The 17,091-nt window shown below is 66.2% G+C and carries 15 protein-coding genes; 9 read left to right on the forward strand and 6 right to left on the reverse strand.

Going from position 1 to position 17,091, the window contains the following annotated elements; translation table 11 throughout:
• Positions 1 to 4: 4 nt before the first annotated feature.
• Positions 5 to 2,290, forward strand: coding sequence for an ATP-dependent Clp protease ATP-binding subunit ClpA (gene clpA / locus VN11_RS10575; RefSeq protein WP_053449694.1), 2,286 nt, complete (start codon positions 5 to 7; stop codon positions 2,288 to 2,290).
• A gap of 72 nt (positions 2,291 to 2,362) precedes the next feature.
• Here the strand turns inward: clpA and VN11_RS10580 are convergent, their stop codons facing one another.
• From VN11_RS10580 to aat, 3 genes are all read right to left on the reverse strand, one after another.
• A complete protein-coding gene (locus VN11_RS10580) occupies positions 2,363 to 2,743 on the reverse strand; it encodes a hypothetical protein (RefSeq protein WP_053449695.1) in 381 nt (126 codons plus the stop codon).
• 204 nt (positions 2,744 to 2,947) lie between these two features.
• Positions 2,948 to 3,166, reverse strand: a complete 219-nt coding sequence (gene infA, locus VN11_RS10585; protein ID WP_005409596.1) for a translation initiation factor IF-1 — start codon at positions 3,164 to 3,166, stop codon at positions 2,948 to 2,950.
• Positions 3,167 to 3,252: 86 nt separating this feature from the next.
• Positions 3,253 to 3,993: a leucyl/phenylalanyl-tRNA--protein transferase gene (gene aat / locus VN11_RS10590; RefSeq protein WP_053449696.1), complete on the reverse strand. Its 741-nt coding sequence runs from the start codon at positions 3,991 to 3,993 to the stop codon at positions 3,253 to 3,255.
• A 73-nt stretch (positions 3,994 to 4,066) separates the two neighbouring features.
• Here aat and VN11_RS10595 point away from each other — a divergent pair, with 73 nt between their 5' ends.
• Positions 4,067 to 5,335 carry a hypothetical protein gene (locus tag VN11_RS10595; protein WP_053449697.1) on the forward strand — a complete coding sequence of 423 codons (1,269 nt, stop codon included), beginning with the start codon at positions 4,067 to 4,069 and terminating at the stop codon, positions 5,333 to 5,335.
• A gap of 155 nt (positions 5,336 to 5,490) precedes the next feature.
• Here the strand turns inward: VN11_RS10595 and VN11_RS10600 are convergent, their stop codons facing one another.
• On the reverse strand, positions 5,491 to 6,624 hold the full coding sequence (locus tag VN11_RS10600; protein ID WP_053449698.1) for a GNAT family N-acetyltransferase: 1,134 nt from the start codon (positions 6,622 to 6,624) through the stop codon (positions 5,491 to 5,493).
• Positions 6,625 to 6,798: 174 nt separating this feature from the next.
• Between VN11_RS10600 and VN11_RS10605 the strand changes: the two genes are divergently transcribed.
• On the forward strand, positions 6,799 to 7,239 hold the full coding sequence (locus tag VN11_RS10605; protein WP_053449699.1) for a hypothetical protein: 441 nt from the start codon (positions 6,799 to 6,801) through the stop codon (positions 7,237 to 7,239).
• A 232-nt stretch (positions 7,240 to 7,471) separates the two neighbouring features.
• Entirely contained in the window at positions 7,472 to 8,101 is a 630-nt protein-coding gene (locus tag VN11_RS10610; RefSeq protein WP_053449700.1) for a hypothetical protein, read from the forward strand.
• Positions 8,102 to 8,202: 101 nt separating this feature from the next.
• On the opposite strand, the gene trxB is transcribed toward VN11_RS10610, so the two are convergent.
• Complete coding sequence (trxB, locus tag VN11_RS10615; protein ID WP_014037154.1) at positions 8,203 to 9,174, reverse strand: thioredoxin-disulfide reductase; 972 nt, start codon at positions 9,172 to 9,174, stop codon at positions 8,203 to 8,205.
• A 233-nt stretch (positions 9,175 to 9,407) separates the two neighbouring features.
• On the opposite strand from trxB, the gene VN11_RS10620 reads away from it, so the two are divergent.
• The 5 genes from VN11_RS10620 to VN11_RS10640 all read left to right on the forward strand — a co-directional run bounded on the left by VN11_RS10620 (position 9,408) and on the right by VN11_RS10640 (position 16,623).
• Entirely contained in the window at positions 9,408 to 11,768 is a 2,361-nt protein-coding gene (locus VN11_RS10620) for a DNA translocase FtsK (RefSeq protein ID WP_053449701.1), read from the forward strand.
• A gap of 39 nt (positions 11,769 to 11,807) precedes the next feature.
• Complete coding sequence (locus tag VN11_RS10625; protein WP_053449702.1) at positions 11,808 to 13,751, forward strand: DUF3857 domain-containing protein; 1,944 nt, start codon at positions 11,808 to 11,810, stop codon at positions 13,749 to 13,751.
• Between the two features lie 111 nt (positions 13,752 to 13,862).
• Positions 13,863 to 14,501 (forward strand): outer membrane lipoprotein chaperone LolA, encoded by a 639-nt coding sequence (lolA, locus tag VN11_RS10630; protein WP_053449703.1) that lies wholly within the window; start codon positions 13,863 to 13,865, stop codon positions 14,499 to 14,501.
• Between the two features lie 268 nt (positions 14,502 to 14,769).
• Positions 14,770 to 16,068 carry a replication-associated recombination protein A gene (locus tag VN11_RS10635; RefSeq protein ID WP_238581873.1) on the forward strand — a complete coding sequence of 433 codons (1,299 nt, stop codon included), beginning with the start codon at positions 14,770 to 14,772 and terminating at the stop codon, positions 16,066 to 16,068.
• 165 nt (positions 16,069 to 16,233) lie between these two features.
• Positions 16,234 to 16,623 (forward strand): DUF805 domain-containing protein, encoded by a 390-nt coding sequence (locus VN11_RS10640; RefSeq protein ID WP_053449705.1) that lies wholly within the window; start codon positions 16,234 to 16,236, stop codon positions 16,621 to 16,623.
• 75 nt (positions 16,624 to 16,698) lie between these two features.
• Here VN11_RS10640 and VN11_RS10645 read toward each other — a convergent pair whose 3' ends face one another.
• Positions 16,699 to 17,073 carry a hypothetical protein gene (locus VN11_RS10645; RefSeq protein ID WP_053449706.1) on the reverse strand — a complete coding sequence of 125 codons (375 nt, stop codon included), beginning with the start codon at positions 17,071 to 17,073 and terminating at the stop codon, positions 16,699 to 16,701.
• Between the last annotated feature and the right edge of the window lie 18 nt (positions 17,074 to 17,091).

Consider the following 17,091-nt stretch of genomic DNA (forward strand, 5'->3'; position numbering starts at 1 on the left):
ATCCATGTTCAGCAAAGACCTCGAACACACCATCGGCCAGTGCTACAAGCGCGCCCGTGAGGCCCGGCATGAGTTCATGACGGTCGAACACCTGCTGTTGGCACTGCTCGACAACCCGTCCGCCCAGGCCGTTCTGAAGGCCTGTGGGGCCGACGCCGAACGCCTGCGCCAGGAACTGGAGCAGGCCATCGAGGCCTCTGTGTCGCGCCTGGCCGAAGATGACGGCCGCGACACCCAGCCGACCCTCGGCTTCCAGCGCGTGCTGCAGCGGGCCGTGTACCACGTGCAGTCCTCGGGCAAGAAGGAGGTCACCGGCGCCAACGTGCTGGTCGCCATCTTCGGCGAAAAGGACTCCCACGCCGTCTATTACCTCAACCAGCAGGACGTTACCCGGCTGGACGTGGTCAATTACCTGTCCCACGGCATCGCCAAGCTGGGTGAGGAGGGCGAGCAGCCGTCCTCGTCCTCAGAAGGCGAGGGCCGCATCGAGGGCGGGGAGGGTGAGCCGAAGGGCGACGCCCTGACCGAATTCGCCAGCAACCTCAACGAACAGGCCCGGGCCGGTCGCATCGACCCGCTGGTCGGCCGTGCCGACGAGATCGAGCGCACCATCCAGGTGCTGTGCCGCCGCCGCAAGAACAATCCGCTGTACGTAGGTGAGGCCGGCGTGGGCAAGACCGCGATTGCCGAGGGCCTGGCCCGCCGCATCGTCGAGGGCTCGGTGCCCGACGTGCTGGCCGATGCCGTGATCTACTCGCTCGACCTGGGCGCACTGGTGGCCGGCACCAAGTACCGGGGTGACTTCGAAAAGCGCCTGAAGAGCGTGCTGACCGCGTTGAAGAAGGTACCCAATGCGGTGCTGTTCATCGACGAGATCCACACCATCATCGGTGCCGGTTCGGCGTCGGGCGGCACCATGGATGCGTCCAACCTGATCAAGCCGGCGCTGGCCTCCGGTGAGCTGCGCTGCATCGGCTCGACCACCTTCCAGGAGTACCGTGGCATCTTCGAGAAGGATCGGGCGCTGGCCCGCCGCTTCCAGAAGATCGATATCGTCGAGCCGACCGTCGGCGAGACCTACGAGATCCTGCAGGGGCTGAAGTCCAAGTACGAACTGCACCACGGCGTGACCTATTCCGACGAGGCATTGCAGGCGGCGGTGGACCTGTCGGTGAAGCACATCGGCGACCGCCTGCTGCCGGACAAGGCCATCGACGTGATCGACGAGGCCGGCGCCCGCCAGCGCCTGCTACCGGAAGGCCAGCGCAAGGAGCTGATCGACGTCGAGGAAGTCGAGGCGATCGTCGCCAAGATGGCGCGCATCCCGACCAAGCAGGTCAGTGCCACCGACAAGGATGTGCTGCAGCACCTGGAGCGCAACCTGAAGATGGTGATCTTCGGTCAGGATCCGGCCATCGAGACGCTGTCTTCGGCGATCAAGCTGGCCCGCTCGGGCCTGGGCAACCCGGAAAAGCCGATCGGCAACTTCCTGTTCGCCGGCCCGACCGGTGTCGGCAAGACCGAGGTGACCAAGCAGCTGGCGCTGCAGCTGGGCATCGAGCTGGTCCGCTTCGACATGTCCGAGTACATGGAGCCGCATTCGATCAGCCGCCTGATCGGTGCGCCCCCGGGCTACGTCGGCTTCGACCAGGGTGGCCTGCTGACCGAAAAGATCGTCAAGACGCCGCACTGCGTGCTGCTGCTGGACGAAATCGAGAAGGCGCACCCGGACATCTTCAACATCCTGCTGCAGGTGATGGACCGCGGCGTGCTGACCGATACCAACGGTCGCGAGGCCAACTTCAAGAACGTGGTGCTGGTGATGACCACCAATGCCGGCGCGGCGCAGGCCTCGCGGCGTTCTATCGGTTTCACCAAGCAGGACCATGCCACCGACGCGATGGAGACCATTCGCCGCGCCTTCACCCCGGAATTCCGCAACCGCCTCGACGCGGTAGTGCAGTTCCAGGCACTGGGCTTCGAGCACATCCTGCGCGTGGTCGACAAGTTCCTGATCGAGCTGGAGATGTTGCTGCAGGACAAGCACGTCAGCCTGTCGGCTACCCCGACCGCGCGCGACTGGCTGGCCCACCACGGCTTCGACCCGCTGATGGGTGCCCGTCCGATGGCCCGCGTGATCCAGGACAAGATCAAGCGTCCGCTGGCCGACGAACTGCTGTTCGGCAAGCTGGTGAACGGTGGCAAGGTCAGCATCGACGTCCGCGACGACGAGCTGGTGGTCGAAACCCAGGCCGAACCGGAGCGTCTGTTGCCGGTGACGGTGGAGTAAAGCCGGCGCCGGGCGCAACCCGGCAACAAGCAGGGGCAAGGGCGGCTTCGGCCGCCCTTGTCGTGCCTGCGGTCAGCGGCTGCGACGGCGCACTTCGCGCTTGAACTGCCCGGCATCGATCGGTTCGATGCGCGACACGTCGCAGGTGGCATTGCCGGTGTCGAGCTGGCTGCGGCCTTCACCGCACAACTGATCCGCCTCCTTCCTGCCGTCGGTCCTGAAGCCGAGGCGGGTGGCCAGCACGGCCGAAGGACAGCTGCTGCGGAAGTGCACGATGTAGTGGTCGTCGCCGGTGCGCAGCAACACGTTCTTGTCTGCGCCGGCGCGCACGATCTGCTGCTCGCCGGCCAGCGGTACGCATTGGGCGGGGGTGGTGTCGGCGGCCTGGGCGGTCGGCGCCAGCAGGCCGGTCACGGCCAGGGCGAGGGCGGTGAGCAGGGAGGGCATCTTCATGGCGGTGCGAGGGGGGTAGCGATCCGGACTGGACCGGATTGCAGATTGCCGTCGTCGTTGCAGATGCGAATCTGCCGCAAGCGGGGCTGACCGACGTCACGGTGAGTTCGGTCACGATGACCTTCGGCAGGGCCGGATTGCAGGCATGACAAAAGGCCAGCAACCAGGGCTGGCCTTGTCGGAGTGGCGCCAGGCGCCGACCGCTTACTTCATGCGGTAGGTGATACGACCCTTGGTCAGGTCGTAGGGGGTCATTTCAACCTTGACCCGGTCACCGGTAAGGATGCGGATGTAGTTCTTGCGCATGCGGCCGGAGATGTGGGCAATGATTTCGTGCCCATTTTCCAGACGAACGCGGAAAGTGGTGTTCGGCAGCGTCTCGCTGACGGTGCCCTCGAACTCGATGGAATCGTCTTTCGACATGTAGTCCTGTGCGGTTCAGAAAACGGCCACGCTGGGCCTAAGGCGCAGTATTTTACGCGTGACCGGGCCAGCTTGCAAAGTTTGTGTTAACCCCCGGCCAAATCCCGTGCCGGCAGCCGTCCGACCGCCCTGGTCCACGGGCCTTCGCGCCCGTTGCCGCGCACGGCCTGTCGCACATGCGCCAGGAATTCGGCGCGCGGCAGGTGCTCGGCCCCCATCCGCAGCAGATGCGGATTCTCCACCTGCGCATCGATCAGCGCCCAGCCCCAGCGGCGCAGGGTGGCCGCCAGCGCCGCCAGTGCGATCTTGGAGCCGCCGCTGGCGCCGCTGAACATGCTCTCGCCGAAGAACATCGACCCGATCGCCACCCCGTAGATACCCCCGACCAGGGTCTGCCGGTCCCAGACCTCGAAGGAGTGGGCGAAACCGAGATCATGCAGCTGGCTGTACGCCTCGATCATCGCCGGGCTGATCCAGGTGCCATCCTGGCCAGGGCGGGGCGCGGCGGCACAGGCCTGCATCACCCGGCTGAAGGCCGTGTCGGCGGTGACTTCCCACGTGCTGCCGCGCAGCTGGCGACGGAAGCGGCTGGACAGGTGCACACCCTCGGTGCGGAACACCATGCGCGGGTCCGGCGACCACCACAGGATCGGCTCGCCCTCGCTGAACCATGGAAAGACGCCGCCGGCATAGGCGTTCAGCAGTCGCACCGGGTGCAGGTCGCCGCCTACCGCGAGCAGGCCATCGGGCTGGCGCAGCGCGGTCTCGGCCGGCGGGAAGGGGGCGTCCGGCGCATCGGCCAGGCGCCAGGGGAGCGGGCGGGTCATGCAGGCAATTGTATTCGCGGTAGGCATGCGCGATGTCTGGCACCATCACCTTCCCGCGGCAAGGAGCCTATGCATGAGCGACCCGATCAGCGCCGTTCTCGATGTGCACGACAGCCCGCGCGCACGCAACGACAGCCTGGGCATGCTGCTGTCGCTGGCTGCTGAGCAGCCGCGCCAGCTGGGCGAGCTGATGCTGCAGGCCCTGGCGCGGCGCTCGCCGGGCTCGGCCTTCCTCGACATGGCACTGGACCTGATGCCGGATGAGGTGGTGCCCGCGGTTGCCACCGATGCCTGGCGGCGCTATCGCGACGGCGAGCGCGGCGAACTGCTGGCCAGCGTGATCGAGTTTGCCAGCTACCAGGCACCGAAGGTGCTGCAGGACGATTGGGATGCGCTGCTGGCCGTGGCCATCGAAGATGAGCTTCAACTGGCCTCGCAGCTGTGGCGGGCGCTGCCGCCTGCGGTGGCTGCGGGCTGGGCGCAGGTCCTGGCCGAGGCCGATGATGATCGCGAAATGCCGCGGGCGCGGGCGCTGTTGTTGGCCGCGCAGCCCGCGACCTATGCCGCCGCGCGCGGCTATCTGGCCGGCTGGGGGCAGCTGGACGCCGAGGCCTGGGCACATTGGGCCGGCGTTGCCGACGGGCCGCATCCGCGGCGCCTGCATGGAGAGCGGCCGCTGCACATCCGTTTCGGCGGTGCGCAGCATCGCGCCCAGCTGGCCGACGAGCCGGGCTGGCGCAAGCGCATCTGGCGCCTGCACCCCACCTGGAGCGGCGGGCAGGTTCATCACGCCGGTCATATGGGTGGGCGGCTGGAGGCGCTGTGCGGGAGCTGCCATGCACCACTGCAGCGCCTGCTGCAGACCGACGCCGCCGTGCTGCAGCCGGACGCGGAAGGGGAGATCACACTGGGCGTCTGCCTGGACTGCTGTGGCTGGGAGGAGCCGCCGGTGCGCTTCTATCGCCATGATGGCGCAGGCCGGCCCAGCTGCCATCCCCGCCAGTACCGCGACGTGCCGAGCACGCCTACCGACAGTGGCGATCTGATGCCGGCCGATGTCGGCCTGGCGTCCCTGGACAGCGCGCGCTGGCGGCAGCAGGACTGGGGCCAGTCCAATCATCGGCAGAATCTCTCGCGCGTGGGTGGCCCGCCCAGCTGGGTGCAGAGCGCCTGGTACCCGGCGTGCATCGATTGTGGCCAGGACATGCCGTTCGTGATGCAGCTGGATTCGACATTGCCGACCACGGGTGAGAGCACGCTGCTGTGGGGCAGCGGTGGCATGCTCTACACGTTCTGGTGCGCGAAGTGCCGGGTGAGCGGGCACTTCTGGCAGTGCACCTGAGCGCAGCATTCCCGCCAGCGCTTTGGCGGGTGGCAACCGTAGGCCTATTGATCTGGTAGGTGCCAACCTTGGTTGGCGCGCTTTTCGGCATCGCCCAAGTCGAGCAAGCTCGACTCTACGGATGCGTGCGGCTGTCGCTATTGCTCTGGTGGGTGTCAACCTTGGTTGGCACGCTCGCGGAACGGCCCATGCCCCTGCAGTTCCTGCTGGTAACGCCGCACATCGCGACGCTCCTGCCGGCACCAGTCCTGCAGCGCTTCTGCGAACTCCGCATCGGCCACCCAGTGCCGGCTGCGCACCCGCGTCGGCAGGAAGCCGCGCGCCAGCTTGTGCTCGCCCTGCGCGCCCGGCTCGAAGCGCGCCAGCCCTTCGCGCAGGCAGTACTCGATGCCTTGGTAGTAGCACGCCTCAAAATGCAGGCCGGGCAGGGCGGCGCCACCCCAGTAGCGGCCATAGAGCGTGTCACCCCCGCGCAGGCACAGTGCGCCGGCAATCGGTTCGCCGTCCTGCTCGGCCAAGAACAACACCAGCCCGCGCCCCAGCGATATCGCCAGATGGCGCAGGAATGCCTCGGTCAGTGCCGGCGCGTTGCCGTATTCGAGGAAGGTCTGCAGGTAGAAGCGGTACATCGACTGCAGATCGGCGCGGCTGGCCTCGTCGCCGTGCACCACGCGGAAGGTGATGCCCTGGCGGGCGACCTTTGCGCGCTCCTGGCGGATGTTCTTGCGGTGCTTGTGGTCCATCGCGCCGAGGAACTGCTCGAACGTGGCCCAGTCGCCCGGGTTCTGCCACTGGAACTGCACATCCTCGCGCAGCAGCCAGTCATCGCCGAACAGGGCTTCGTCGCTGGCGCTGTGGAAGTTGACGTGGGCCGAAGACACATTCAGCAACGGCAGCTGCGCGCACAGTGCCGCCAGCAGTGTGGCCCGGTCTGAATCGTGACGGGCCAGCAACCGCGGGCCGGTGACCGGCGAATACGGCACCGCACCCAGCCACTTCGGGTAGTAGTCGCGACCATGCCGGGCATAGGCGTTGGCCCATGCGTGGTCGAACACGAATTCGCCGTGCGAGTTGGTCTTCAGGTAACCGGGAATGGCGCCCATCAGGACGTCGCCGTCCCATAGCGTGAAGTGCTGCGGCTGCCAGCCCCAGTCCTCGCGCAGGCAGCCGTGTTCTTCCAGTCCGGACAGGAACGCGTGGCTGACGAAGGGGTTGTGGCCATCGTGCAGGGCGTCCCAATCGGTGGCGCGAATGGCCTGCAGGGAGTCGAGGAAGCGGGTGGAGGGCATGAGGGGAAAGGATAGGCCAGATGGGGGCCGATTGCCCTAGACGGCTTTGAAGGCGATGAGAAAAACACGGAATCACAGCAAAGGAGACCCTGTGCAGCGCCATTTGGTTTCACATACGGATAGTAATAGGGGCGACCGTTGGGTCGTCCAGCCATTACCGAATAGGAGAGCAACATGATTGCAACCGCGTTGACCGCAATGCTTGCGTTGACAGGCCAGGTCGAGGCCGAGCAGCCTGCGTTCCGGCGAGGTCCTGTTGATTCGGATTCCGCAATGAATGCCATCGTCACTCGCGCAAGCCAGGACGCGCTTGATGCCTACCGTCTACAGAATCATGGGGAAAGTCCGTTGGAAGCCGTTGCTGTGTACGACGTAGCGACCGGGCTGATCCGAATCGATCTAAGGGGAGGGGAGTTGCCTGGGGAGGGCGGCGCAGAATTGGAAGACCTGCAAGGATTCATTTCGAATGGTGCTCTTGAAGCCGCCAGACCCATTGTCCCAGCTACAGGAACGAAGTTCTTCTACAACGGCAGAGATTTCGATGAGCAGTATCCGGATGACTCCGCAGGCAACGGTGGCCAGGAATCCCCGCCGGCAAGGTTGGCTGGCATATGAGAATGGAGGGGTATGAGGCGTTCGCGATGGCATGACCTTCGCGAGCGCCCTGAGTCGAGCATGGCTCGACGCTACAACGGTGAGGGGCGGTCGGTGGGCACGGCACAGATTTGGGCGTTGTCCTATTTCGAGGTAGCCGGTGCGTTCCTAGCATCGCTGGTGGAAAGACTGCTTTCCGTCTGCCGACGCCCGCACAGGGGCCGGTCGGCCCCTCTACCTATTGGAGTACTACATGATCCGAACGTTCGCCCCGTTGTCGTGCGCGCTGGCTGCTGTCGTCGCGTTTTCCGCACTCACTGCCGCAGCGCCGGCCACTGCCGCCCAGGCGGGTACCACGCCGCAGCTCTGCGAGGCCAGCGGCAACACCGCGCTGTGGCGCATCAGCCAGGGGTACAAGTTCAAGGGCGTCGGCCAGCCGATGACCGGTTGGCAGAAGCCGGGCAACTCGCTGGCCGCCTTCCGTGACTGCAAGCCGATGGTGGTCTCCCTGCGCGGCGATCTGCTGGCCCAGGAGCACCCGGTCGGCCAGATCGACGGCTACACCACCTTCAGCACGTCGCAGCCGGGCATTGGCGTGCAGTACCGCATCCACGACAGCGTTGGCACCGCCCACGACATCAAGGGCAATGGCGAGTCGTTCGTGATCGCGATCGAGTCCAGCTACTACAGGAAGTGGAGCCACCAGGAGTCGTACTCGAACACCATTTCGATGGACGTCGAGTACCGCTACATCGCACTGGCCGACCATCTGCCGACGGTGGTGGCGTTGGAAGATCAGCCGCTGTTCGTGTACTCGACTGATGGCGGCCCGGCGGGCGAGGGTGTGCTCACCGCAAAGGTGGAGTACCTGGCGGCCGAGTAAGGGTTCAACCCAGCCTTCCGCAACAGAAAAGGCCGGCGCTGTCGCGCCGGCCTTTTGCATGGGTCGAGCCTGGCCCGACGCTACGGCACGCGGTCAGCGTTTCAGCTGGCCTTGCCCTGTGCGTCCAGGTAGCGCTCGGCATCCAGTGCGGCCATGCAGCCGAAGCCGGCCGAAGTGATTGCCTGGCGGTAGTGCTGGTCGGCCACGTCGCCGGCCGCGAACACGCCTTCCACCGAGGTCTGGGTGGCGTTGCCGCCCAGGCCCGAACGGATTTCCAGGTAGCCGTTGTTCATCGCCAGCTGGCCGTCGAACAGGGTGGTGTTCGGGTGGTGGCCGATGGCCACGAAGAAGCCGTGGGCGTCGATGTCGCGGGTGCTGCCGTCCAGGGTGGACTTCACGCGCACGCCGGTCACGCCGGCATCGTTGCCCAGCACTTCCTCCACCTGGTGGTGCCAGACGGTCTCGATCTTGCCCTCGGCCACCTTCTTGAACAGCTTGTCCTGCATGATCTTTTCCGCCTTAAGGGTGTCGCGGCGGTGGACCAGGTAGACCTTGCGGGCGATGTTGGACAGGTACAACGCCTCTTCCACGGCGGTATTGCCGCCGCCGACCACGACCACGTCCTGGTCGCGGTAGAAGAAGCCGTCACAGGTGGCGCAGGCGGACACGCCGCGGCCTTTGAACTCGTCCTCGGTCGGGATGCCCAGGTACTTGGCGGTGGCGCCAGTGGCGATGATCAGGGCATCGCAGGTGTACTCGTGGCTGTCGCCGATCAGCTTGAACGGGCGCTGCGACACGTCGGCGGTATGGATGTGGTCGAAGATGACCTCGGTCTCGAAGCGCTCGGCATGGGCCTGCATGCGTGCCATCAGGTCCGGGCCCATCAGGCCGTGGGCGTCACCCGGCCAGTTGTCCACCTCGGTGGTGGTCATCAGCTGGCCGCCCTGCTGCAGGCCGGTGATGACGACCGGCTTCAGGTTGGCACGGGCGGCGTAGACGGCGGCGGTCCAGCCGGCCGGGCCGGAACCGAGGATGACGAGGCGCTGGTGGCGGGAGGGCAGGCTGGTGCTCATGTAGACTCGCGAAAAGGTAGATGGGACAAGGCGCTGGCGATGTTTGCGCAGCATCCGTGGCTGGTCATAGAGTGGCGGCTGGGGCAGGGCGATTCAAGCCGATGAACAGAACGCCGTCATCCAGCGGTGGTTGCGGCGCCCCGGATGCCCCGTGAAACGTCGCATAACTGAAAACTGACGCCGTCTCATTTATTATCAATCACTAACAGCGCATTCCAAAGGTATGGTCTAAGGTGGCGAAGCAGGTCCCCGAACGCTCCAAGTCCGACGACAGCAAGGCGTCACGTCGCACGGCCGCGGCGGCGACGACCGACAATCCACGCCGCCAACGCCTCTGGCGCGACCTTGGCCTGATCGCCATCGCGCCAGCCCTGCTGTACCTGGCGGCCAGTCTGTTCACCTATTCAGCCACCGATCCGGGCTGGTCGCATACCGGCAGCGTGGTTGCGCCGGTACACAACCTGGGCGGCCGCGCCGGGGCGTGGATCGCCGACGTGCTGCTGCAGCTGTTCGGCTACGTCGCCTTCCTGCTGCCGGTGGTGCTGGGCGCACTGGCGTGGATCGCCATGTTCGGCCTCAAGCGCGAGAGCAAGGGCGAGAACGACCTGGACCCTGCGCTGCGCTTGGTTGGGCTGGTCGGCTTCCTGATCGCCGGCACCGGCTTCCTGCATGTGCGCCTGTTCAGTGGCGATGTGTCCAGCGCCGGCGGCATCCTCGGCAAGCTGGTTGGCAATTCGCTCACGGTAGGCTTCGGTGCGCTGGGCGCGAACCTGTTCGTGCTGGTGCTGCTGCTGGCCTCGATCACCCTGGCGACCGGACTGTCCTGGTTCACCGTGATGGAGAAGATCGGCCGCGGCGTGATGTCGCTGGCACCGTTGCTGGCGCGCAAGAAGGAAGAAGTCACCGAGTGGCAGCAGACCCGGGTGATGCGCGAAGAGCGTCAGGAAGTGCGCAAGGCCGATGCCGAGGTGCGCGCCAAGCGCGAGCCGGTGAAGATCGAGCCGCGCCCCGAGCCGGTGATCGAGAAGAGTGACCGGGCCAAGCGCGACACGCAGATCCCGATGTTCCGTGGCGTCAATGGCGATGGCTCGGACCTGCCGCCGCTGGCCCTGCTGGACGATCCCAAGCCGCAGCCGGTGGGCTACGACAAGGAAACCCTGGACGCGCTGTCGCGGCAGATCGAGTTCAAGCTGAAGGATTTCCGTATCGACGCCCAGGTGGTCGGTGCCAACCCTGGCCCGGTCATCACCCGCTTCGAGATCGAGCCGGCACCGGGCATCAAGGTCAGCCAGATCAGTTCGCTGGACAAGGACATCGCGCGCGGGCTGTCGGTGAAATCGGTGCGCGTGGTCGACGTGATTCCGGGCAAGTCGGTGATCGGCCTGGAAATCCCCAACGTCACCCGCGAAATGATCTACCTGTCCGAACTGCTGCGCTCCAAGGAGTACGACAAGTCGGCCAGCGTGCTGACCCTGGCGCTGGGCAAGGACATCGCCGGCCGCTCCACCGTGGCCGACCTGGCACGCATGCCGCACCTGCTGGTGGCCGGTACCACCGGTTCGGGCAAGTCGGTGGCGGTCAACGCGATGGTGCTGAGCCTGCTGTTCAAGGCCTCGCCGAAAGACCTGCGGATGCTGATGATCGACCCGAAGATGCTCGAACTGAGTGTCTATCAGGGCATCCCGCACCTGCTGGCGCCGGTGGTCACCGACATGAAGGAGGCCGCCAACGGCCTGCGCTGGTGCGTGGCCGAGATGGAGCGCCGCTACAAGCTGATGAGCGCGGTGGGCGTGCGCAACCTGGCCGGCTTCAACAAGAAGGTGAAGGAAGCGCAGGACGCCGGCCAGCCGCTGATGGACCCGCTGTTCAAGCCGAACCCGGAACTGGGCGAGGCGCCGCGGCCGCTGGAGACGCTGCCGTTCATCGTCATCTTCATCGATGAATTCGCCGACATGATGATGATCGTCGGCAAGAAGGTGGAAGAGCTGATCGCGCGCCTGGCGCAGAAGGCGCGTGCGGCCGGCATCCACCTGATCCTGGCCACGCAGCGCCCGTCGGTGGACGTGATCACCGGCCTGATCAAGGCCAACATCCCGACCCGCATCGCCTTCCAGGTCAGCTCCAAGATCGACTCGCGCACCATCCTCGACCAGTCCGGTGCGGAAACCCTGCTGGGCCACGGCGACATGCTTTACCTGCCGCCAGGCACCGCCATGCCCGAGCGCGTACACGGCGCGTTCGTCTCCGACGAGGAAGTGCATCGCGTGGTCGAACACCTCAAGGCGATGGGCCCGGCCGACTATGTCGACGGCGTGCTGGACGAAGTGCAGACGATGGGTGACGGCGTGGTCGTTGGCGCCACCGGCCTGCCCGAGAACAGCTCCGCCGGCGATGAGTCCGACCCGTTGTATGACGAAGCGCTGCGGGTGGTCACCGAGACCCGCCGCGCCTCGATTTCCGGCGTGCAGCGCCGGCTGAAGATCGGCTACAACCGTGCAGCACGACTGATCGAGGCCATGGAAGCGGCCGGCGTGGTCAGTGCGCCTGAACACAATGGCGACCGCACGGTGCTGGCACCGCCGCCGCCGAAGTAAGACCCGACGTATCCCCCACGACGTCCAAGGAACCGACGCATGCTTCACCCCGTACCCAGCGCGCTGGCACTGGCGCTGGCAGCCTTCCTGGCTGCCGGCCCGGCACTGGCAGACACCGCCACCTCCGCGCCCGCTACGGCGTCGCCTTCCACCAGCGGCGACACCGAAGCCAGCAACAATTTCAGCATTGTCCGTTACCGCGCCGACTACCAGGTGCGGCCCGATGCGGGCAATGTGCAGACCGAAACCTACGAAGTCCTGCTCAAGACCAAGGCCTCCGTCGAGCAGTTCAGCCAGGTGCGGCTGAGCTACAGCGAGAAGATGGAGACGCTGGAAGTGCTCGGCGCCTACACCATCACCGCCGACGGCCAGCGCCGCGACGTGCCGGCCGACCGCATCTATACCCAGGAAAGCTACTCCAGCGCCTCGGCGGCGATGTACGCCGACCGCAAGGTGCGGGTGATCGTGTTCCCGAACCTGGCCCCCGGCACCCGGCTGTACTACCAGGTGCGCCGGACCCAGACCACCCCGTACTTCCCGGGCTATTTCGGCCTGTGGGAAACCTTCAATGTGTTCACCGAATACGAGGACGCCGAGGTCACCCTCAGTGCGCCGGCCAACCTGCCGATGTTCGTCGACAGTCGCGGCGTGCAGGGCAGTGATCGCCCGACGGTGAAGAACGGCCAGGCGCAGTGGCGCTGGCGCTACCAGCGTCGCGAGGCGATGCCGGCGCAGAACTGGTCGGCGGCAGGCTGGGAGTTCGGCCCGAACATCATGGCCAGCACCTATCGTGACTGGTCGCAGATGGGCCGCGCTTATCAGCTCAAGGCTGGCCCGGCGGCGCAGGTCACCCCGGAGCTGCAGGCACTGGCCGACCAGGTGACCGCCGGCATCAGCGACCGCCGCGAGCAGGCCGATGCGCTGTACCGCTGGGTGGCGCAGAACATCCGCTATGTGGCGGTGTACCTGGGCAACGGTGGCCTGGAGCCGAACAGCGCGCAGAGCATCCTCGACAACCACTATGGCGACTGCAAGGACCACGTAACGATCCTGGAGGCATTGCTGGCGGCCAAGGGCATCGCCAGTTCGCCGGTGCTGATCGGAGCGGGCGGTGGCCCGACCCTGCCGAAGATTCCGGTACTGGGCCGCTTCAACCACGCCATCACCTACATTCCCGAGTTTGATCTGTACCTGGATTCGACCACTGCGTGGGCGCGCTTCGGCCAGCTGCCCGAGGGCGACCTCGGTGCACCGGTGATGCGTACCCGCGACGCCACGCTGGCACGCACGCCGGCCAACACGCCGCAGCGCAATGCCACGTCCATGGAAGTGCGCTTCACCTTCGATGCCAATGGCAACCTGCGTGGCGAAACGATTCCGAAGCTGGGCGAGAACGCCGAAATCGGCATGCGTGCGCAGTTCGCCCAGCTCAACGCGCAGAACCGTGCGCGCGCTGAAGAGCAGATCATGGCCGCGTCCGGCTTCGATGGGCGAGGGCAGCTGCAGATCCAGGGCGTGCCGGTCGACCTGACCCGGCCGTTCGGCTACCGCATGGCGTTCCAGGCCGAGGACTACGCCGATTTCAGCGTGGCCGGCGGCATGGCCGTGCCGGACCCGCCGGGGGGCGAGTCGGTCCGCGGGCTGTACGCCACCGCATCGGCGCCGGCCAACGAGACCCCGTTCTACTGCAACGCCAGCCTGCGCGAGGAAACCTATCGCCTGCAGTTCCCGGCCAACGCACCGATCATCGCCATTCCGGCCAGCCAGCGTTTCAGCAACGCTGCGGGCGAGTACCGGGTGGACTGGAGCCGCGAGGGCCAGGACGTGGTCGTGCGGCACCGCCTGCAGCAGAACGCGCTGCGTGGCCCGGAGGCGCTGTGCCAGCCGCAGGACTATCCGGCGTTCCGCGCGCTGTACCGCGAAGTGCGTCGCGGCTTCCGCGGGCAGGTGCTGTACGGCAAGTTGCCCAGCTCGGGCGGCTGAATCGCCGATGGACGTTCGGGGCGGCATAATGTCGCCCTGATCGCCCATTCATCTTTGCCCGGGCACACTGGCTACCACCTTTCCTGGCGCATGCGCCCACAGGATTCCTGCATGAACTTCCGCTTCCGTCGTTTCCTTGCCGCCACCACCCTGGCCGTCGCCTGCGCCGCTGCCGGCAGCGCCTGGGCCGGTGCCCGTGAAGACCTGAAGAGCTTCACCAGCGGCCTGAAGGGCCTGGACGGCCAGTTCAGCCAGCAGGTGTTCGACAGTCGCGGCAAGGTGAAGGAGTCGACCAGTGGCCGTGTGGCGCTGTCGGCGCCGCGCCTGTTCCGCTGGGAGTACGTGCGTCCGCACGAACAGCTGATCGTGGCCGATGGAAAGAAGGTCTGGATGTACGAGCCGGACCTGGAACAGGCCACCGTGCGCGAACAGGGCAAGGAAGAGCAGAACAGCCCGCTGACCGCACTGATCAACCCGGCGCTGCTGGAGCAGCAGTACGACGTCAGTGAAGAGGCCGCGCAGCGCGACGGCCTGCAGTGGCTGTCGCTGTCGCCGAAGCGCGAGACCGAAGCCAGCTTCCAGTACGCCGCGCTGGGCTTCAACGCCCAGGGCCTGGCGAAGATGGAGATCACCGACGCCGTCGGCCAGCGCACCGTGATCAGCTTTACTGGCTGGAAGCGCAACCCGGGCTTCGCCGCTGGCACCTTCAGCTTTACCCCGCCGAAGGGCACCGACGTCATCGGTAACTGATCGGGGGCGCCGGGCATGGCCCGGCGCTACCTGCTCTGGTGGGTGCCAACCGTTGGTTGGCACGCTTTTGATCTGCTTCGGTAGGTGCCAACCTTGGTTGACACGTTTTTGATCTGCCGGCCAGCGGCCGGCACTACCGATCATGGCCCGACCGCCTTGGTGGGTGCCAACCTTGGTTGGCACGCTCTCGCGGTACAATGGACGGGTGGCAAGACATCGTTCAACTTCCTTCCCCGGCCCCGATCTGCTGAGCGTTGATCGGGAACATATGCGCCCGCTGGCCGAGCGCATGCGCCCGCGCACCCTCGACGAAATGGTCGGGCAGAAGCGCCTGCTGGCGCCGGACAGTGCGCTGCGCCGCGCGGTCGAATCCGGTCGCGTGCATTCGATGATCCTGTGGGGGCCGCCGGGCTGTGGCAAGACCACGCTGGCGCTGCTGTTGGCCGAGTACTCCGACGCCGAATTCCGTGCCATCTCCGCCGTGCTGTCCGGCCTGCCGGAAGTGCGTCAGGTGCTGGCCGAGGCTGCGCAACGGTTCGCCGAAGGTCGCCGCACGGTGCTGTTCGTGGACGAGGTGCATCGCTTCAACAAGGCGCAGCAGGATGCGTTCCTGCCGCACATCGAGCGCGGCACCATCCTGTTCGTTGGCGCCACTACCGAGAATCCTTCGTTCGAGCTGAACTCGGCGTTGCTGTCGCGCTGCCGCGTGCATGTGCTGGAGGGCGTCTCGCCCACCGACATCGTCGAAGCGCTGGAGCGTGCGCTGGGTGACCGTGAGCGCGGCCTGGGCGACGAGGGTATCGAGGTCGCCCCCGAGCTGCTGCTGGAAATCGCCACCGCCGCTGACGGTGACGTGCGACGTGCGCTGACCCTGCTGGAAATCGCCGCCGAGCTGGCGGGCGGCGAGGGTGGCCGCATCACCCCGCAGACCCTGACCCAGGTGCTGGCAGATCGCACCCGGCGCTTCGACAAGGGCGGCGAGCAGTTCTACGACCAGATCTCGGCATTGCACAAGTCCGTGCGCAGCTCCAATCCCGATGCCGCGCTGTACTGGCTGACCCGCATGCTCGATGGCGGCTGCGATCCGTCCTATCTGGCGCGCCGGCTGACCCGGATGGCCATCGAGGACATCGGCCTGGCTGATCCGCGCGCGCAGAGCATGGCGCTGGAAGCCTGGGACATCTACGAGCGGCTGGGCAGCCCGGAAGGTGAGCTTGCCTTCGCTCAGCTGGTGCTCTATCTGGCCAGCACCGCCAAGTCGAATGCCGGCTATGCGGCCTTCAACCAGGCCAAGGCCGATGTGCGCGAGCGTGGCACCGAAGAGGTGCCGCTGCACCTGCGCAACGCGCCGACCAAGCTGATGAAGGAGCTGGGCTACGGTGCGGAGTACCAGTACGACCACGACGCCGAAGGCGGCATCGCCCTGGACCAGACCGGCTTCCCGGATGCGATGGGTGAGCGCGTGTACTACAACCCGGTGCCGCGCGGGCTGGAAATCAAGCTGAAGGAAAAGCTGGACCGGCTGCGTGCCGAGCGCGAAGCGGCGCGCGCCGCAAAGGGCCGTTGATCCTGCTTGTGTAGAGTCGAGCCATGCTCGACTGCTTTGCGCGTATTGAGTCGAGCATGGCTCGACTCTACAGGGGCATGGCAGTCAGGCAGGGCACGACGCTGCATTGTCGCGTGCGCGTGCATTTGGCACACTGCGCGGCTTCTCTTTTCAAGGATCGATGCCGTGCAGGAAATGATTCTGCCGTTGAAGCGCTACGCCCAGTTCGAGGGCCGCGCCAACCGCCGCGAGTACTGGATGTACCAGCTGTTCCTGTTCCTGGTCGCAACGGCAGTGATGCTGCTGGCCGGTGTATTGGCAATCCTCCTGCGCAACAGTGCCGATGCACTGGCCGGCATCCTGGTCGGCATGGTGGTGCTGCTGGGTGCGATGTGGCTGGCCACGATCGTGCCGTTGATTGCCGTGACCGTGCGCCGCCTGCATGACTGCAACCAGTCGGGCTGGCTGTTCCTGCTGGCGCTGGTGCCGGGCGGTGGCATCGTGATCATGATCTTCGCGCTGCTGCCGGGCACGCCGCAGGAGAATCCGTATGGCCCGGTGCCCACGGGGCCGTGATGCTGCGCGAGTCGAGCATGACTCGACTCTACGGCGGAGCAATGGATTGAAGCCGGCGTTTCGCCGGCTTCGTCGTTACTTGATGGTGCAATCGCCGAAAGACAGGTAGTCCGTGCCGGAGCTGAACTGCAGCGTGCAGCTGGCGGTGAAGACAGCGCCTTCTTCCAGTGCGCCCAGTTTGGCCGCCTGCTGCTCATCATCGCTGGTCAGCCGGGCCAGGACATTGCCCTGGTCATCGCCGGCCTCGATGAGCGGCTCGCCCGCCATGTTGCTGGAAACGCCCAGCGCCACGGCGGTGAAGGTCACCGTCTGGTTGAGTTCTTCCATGCTCAGCGTGGAATTGCCGGCTTCTTCAAAGGCCTGGTAGAGCGTCGGAAGATCCTGTGCGGCGTGGGCGGCCAGCGGCGCGAGCAGGCCGAGGGTGAGGGCGATCAGTGCGGTTTGCTTCAAGGGGTCTCACAATCATGG

It is taken from the genome of Stenotrophomonas maltophilia, assembly GCF_001274595.1.
Lineage (GTDB): Bacteria > Pseudomonadota > Gammaproteobacteria > Xanthomonadales > Xanthomonadaceae > Stenotrophomonas > Stenotrophomonas forensis.

Bases quoted from the DNA above. Each gene is read 5' to 3' on its own strand.
- VN11_RS10595 (WP_053449697.1), top strand. From the start codon at position 4,067: ATGAGCGACCCGATCAGCGCCGTTCTCGATGTGCACGACAGCCCGCGC.
- clpA (WP_053449694.1), top strand. From the start codon at position 5: ATGTTCAGCAAAGACCTCGAACACACCATCGGCCAGTGCTACAAGCGC.
- VN11_RS10580 (WP_053449695.1), bottom strand. From the start codon at position 2,743: ATGAAGATGCCCTCCCTGCTCACCGCCCTCGCCCTGGCCGTGACCGGC.
- aat (WP_053449696.1), bottom strand. From the start codon at position 3,993: ATGACCCGCCCGCTCCCCTGGCGCCTGGCCGATGCGCCGGACGCCCCC.
- lolA (WP_053449703.1), top strand. From the start codon at position 13,863: ATGAACTTCCGCTTCCGTCGTTTCCTTGCCGCCACCACCCTGGCCGTC.
- trxB (WP_014037154.1), bottom strand. From the start codon at position 9,174: ATGAGCACCAGCCTGCCCTCCCGCCACCAGCGCCTCGTCATCCTCGGT.
- VN11_RS10625 (WP_053449702.1), top strand. From the start codon at position 11,808: ATGCTTCACCCCGTACCCAGCGCGCTGGCACTGGCGCTGGCAGCCTTC.
- VN11_RS10600 (WP_053449698.1), bottom strand. From the start codon at position 6,624: ATGCCCTCCACCCGCTTCCTCGACTCCCTGCAGGCCATTCGCGCCACC.
- VN11_RS10605 (WP_053449699.1), top strand. From the start codon at position 6,799: ATGATTGCAACCGCGTTGACCGCAATGCTTGCGTTGACAGGCCAGGTC.
- infA (WP_005409596.1), bottom strand. From the start codon at position 3,166: ATGTCGAAAGACGATTCCATCGAGTTCGAGGGCACCGTCAGCGAGACG.
- VN11_RS10610 (WP_053449700.1), top strand. From the start codon at position 7,472: ATGATCCGAACGTTCGCCCCGTTGTCGTGCGCGCTGGCTGCTGTCGTC.
- VN11_RS10635 (WP_238581873.1), top strand. From the start codon at position 14,770: ATGCGCCCGCTGGCCGAGCGCATGCGCCCGCGCACCCTCGACGAAATG.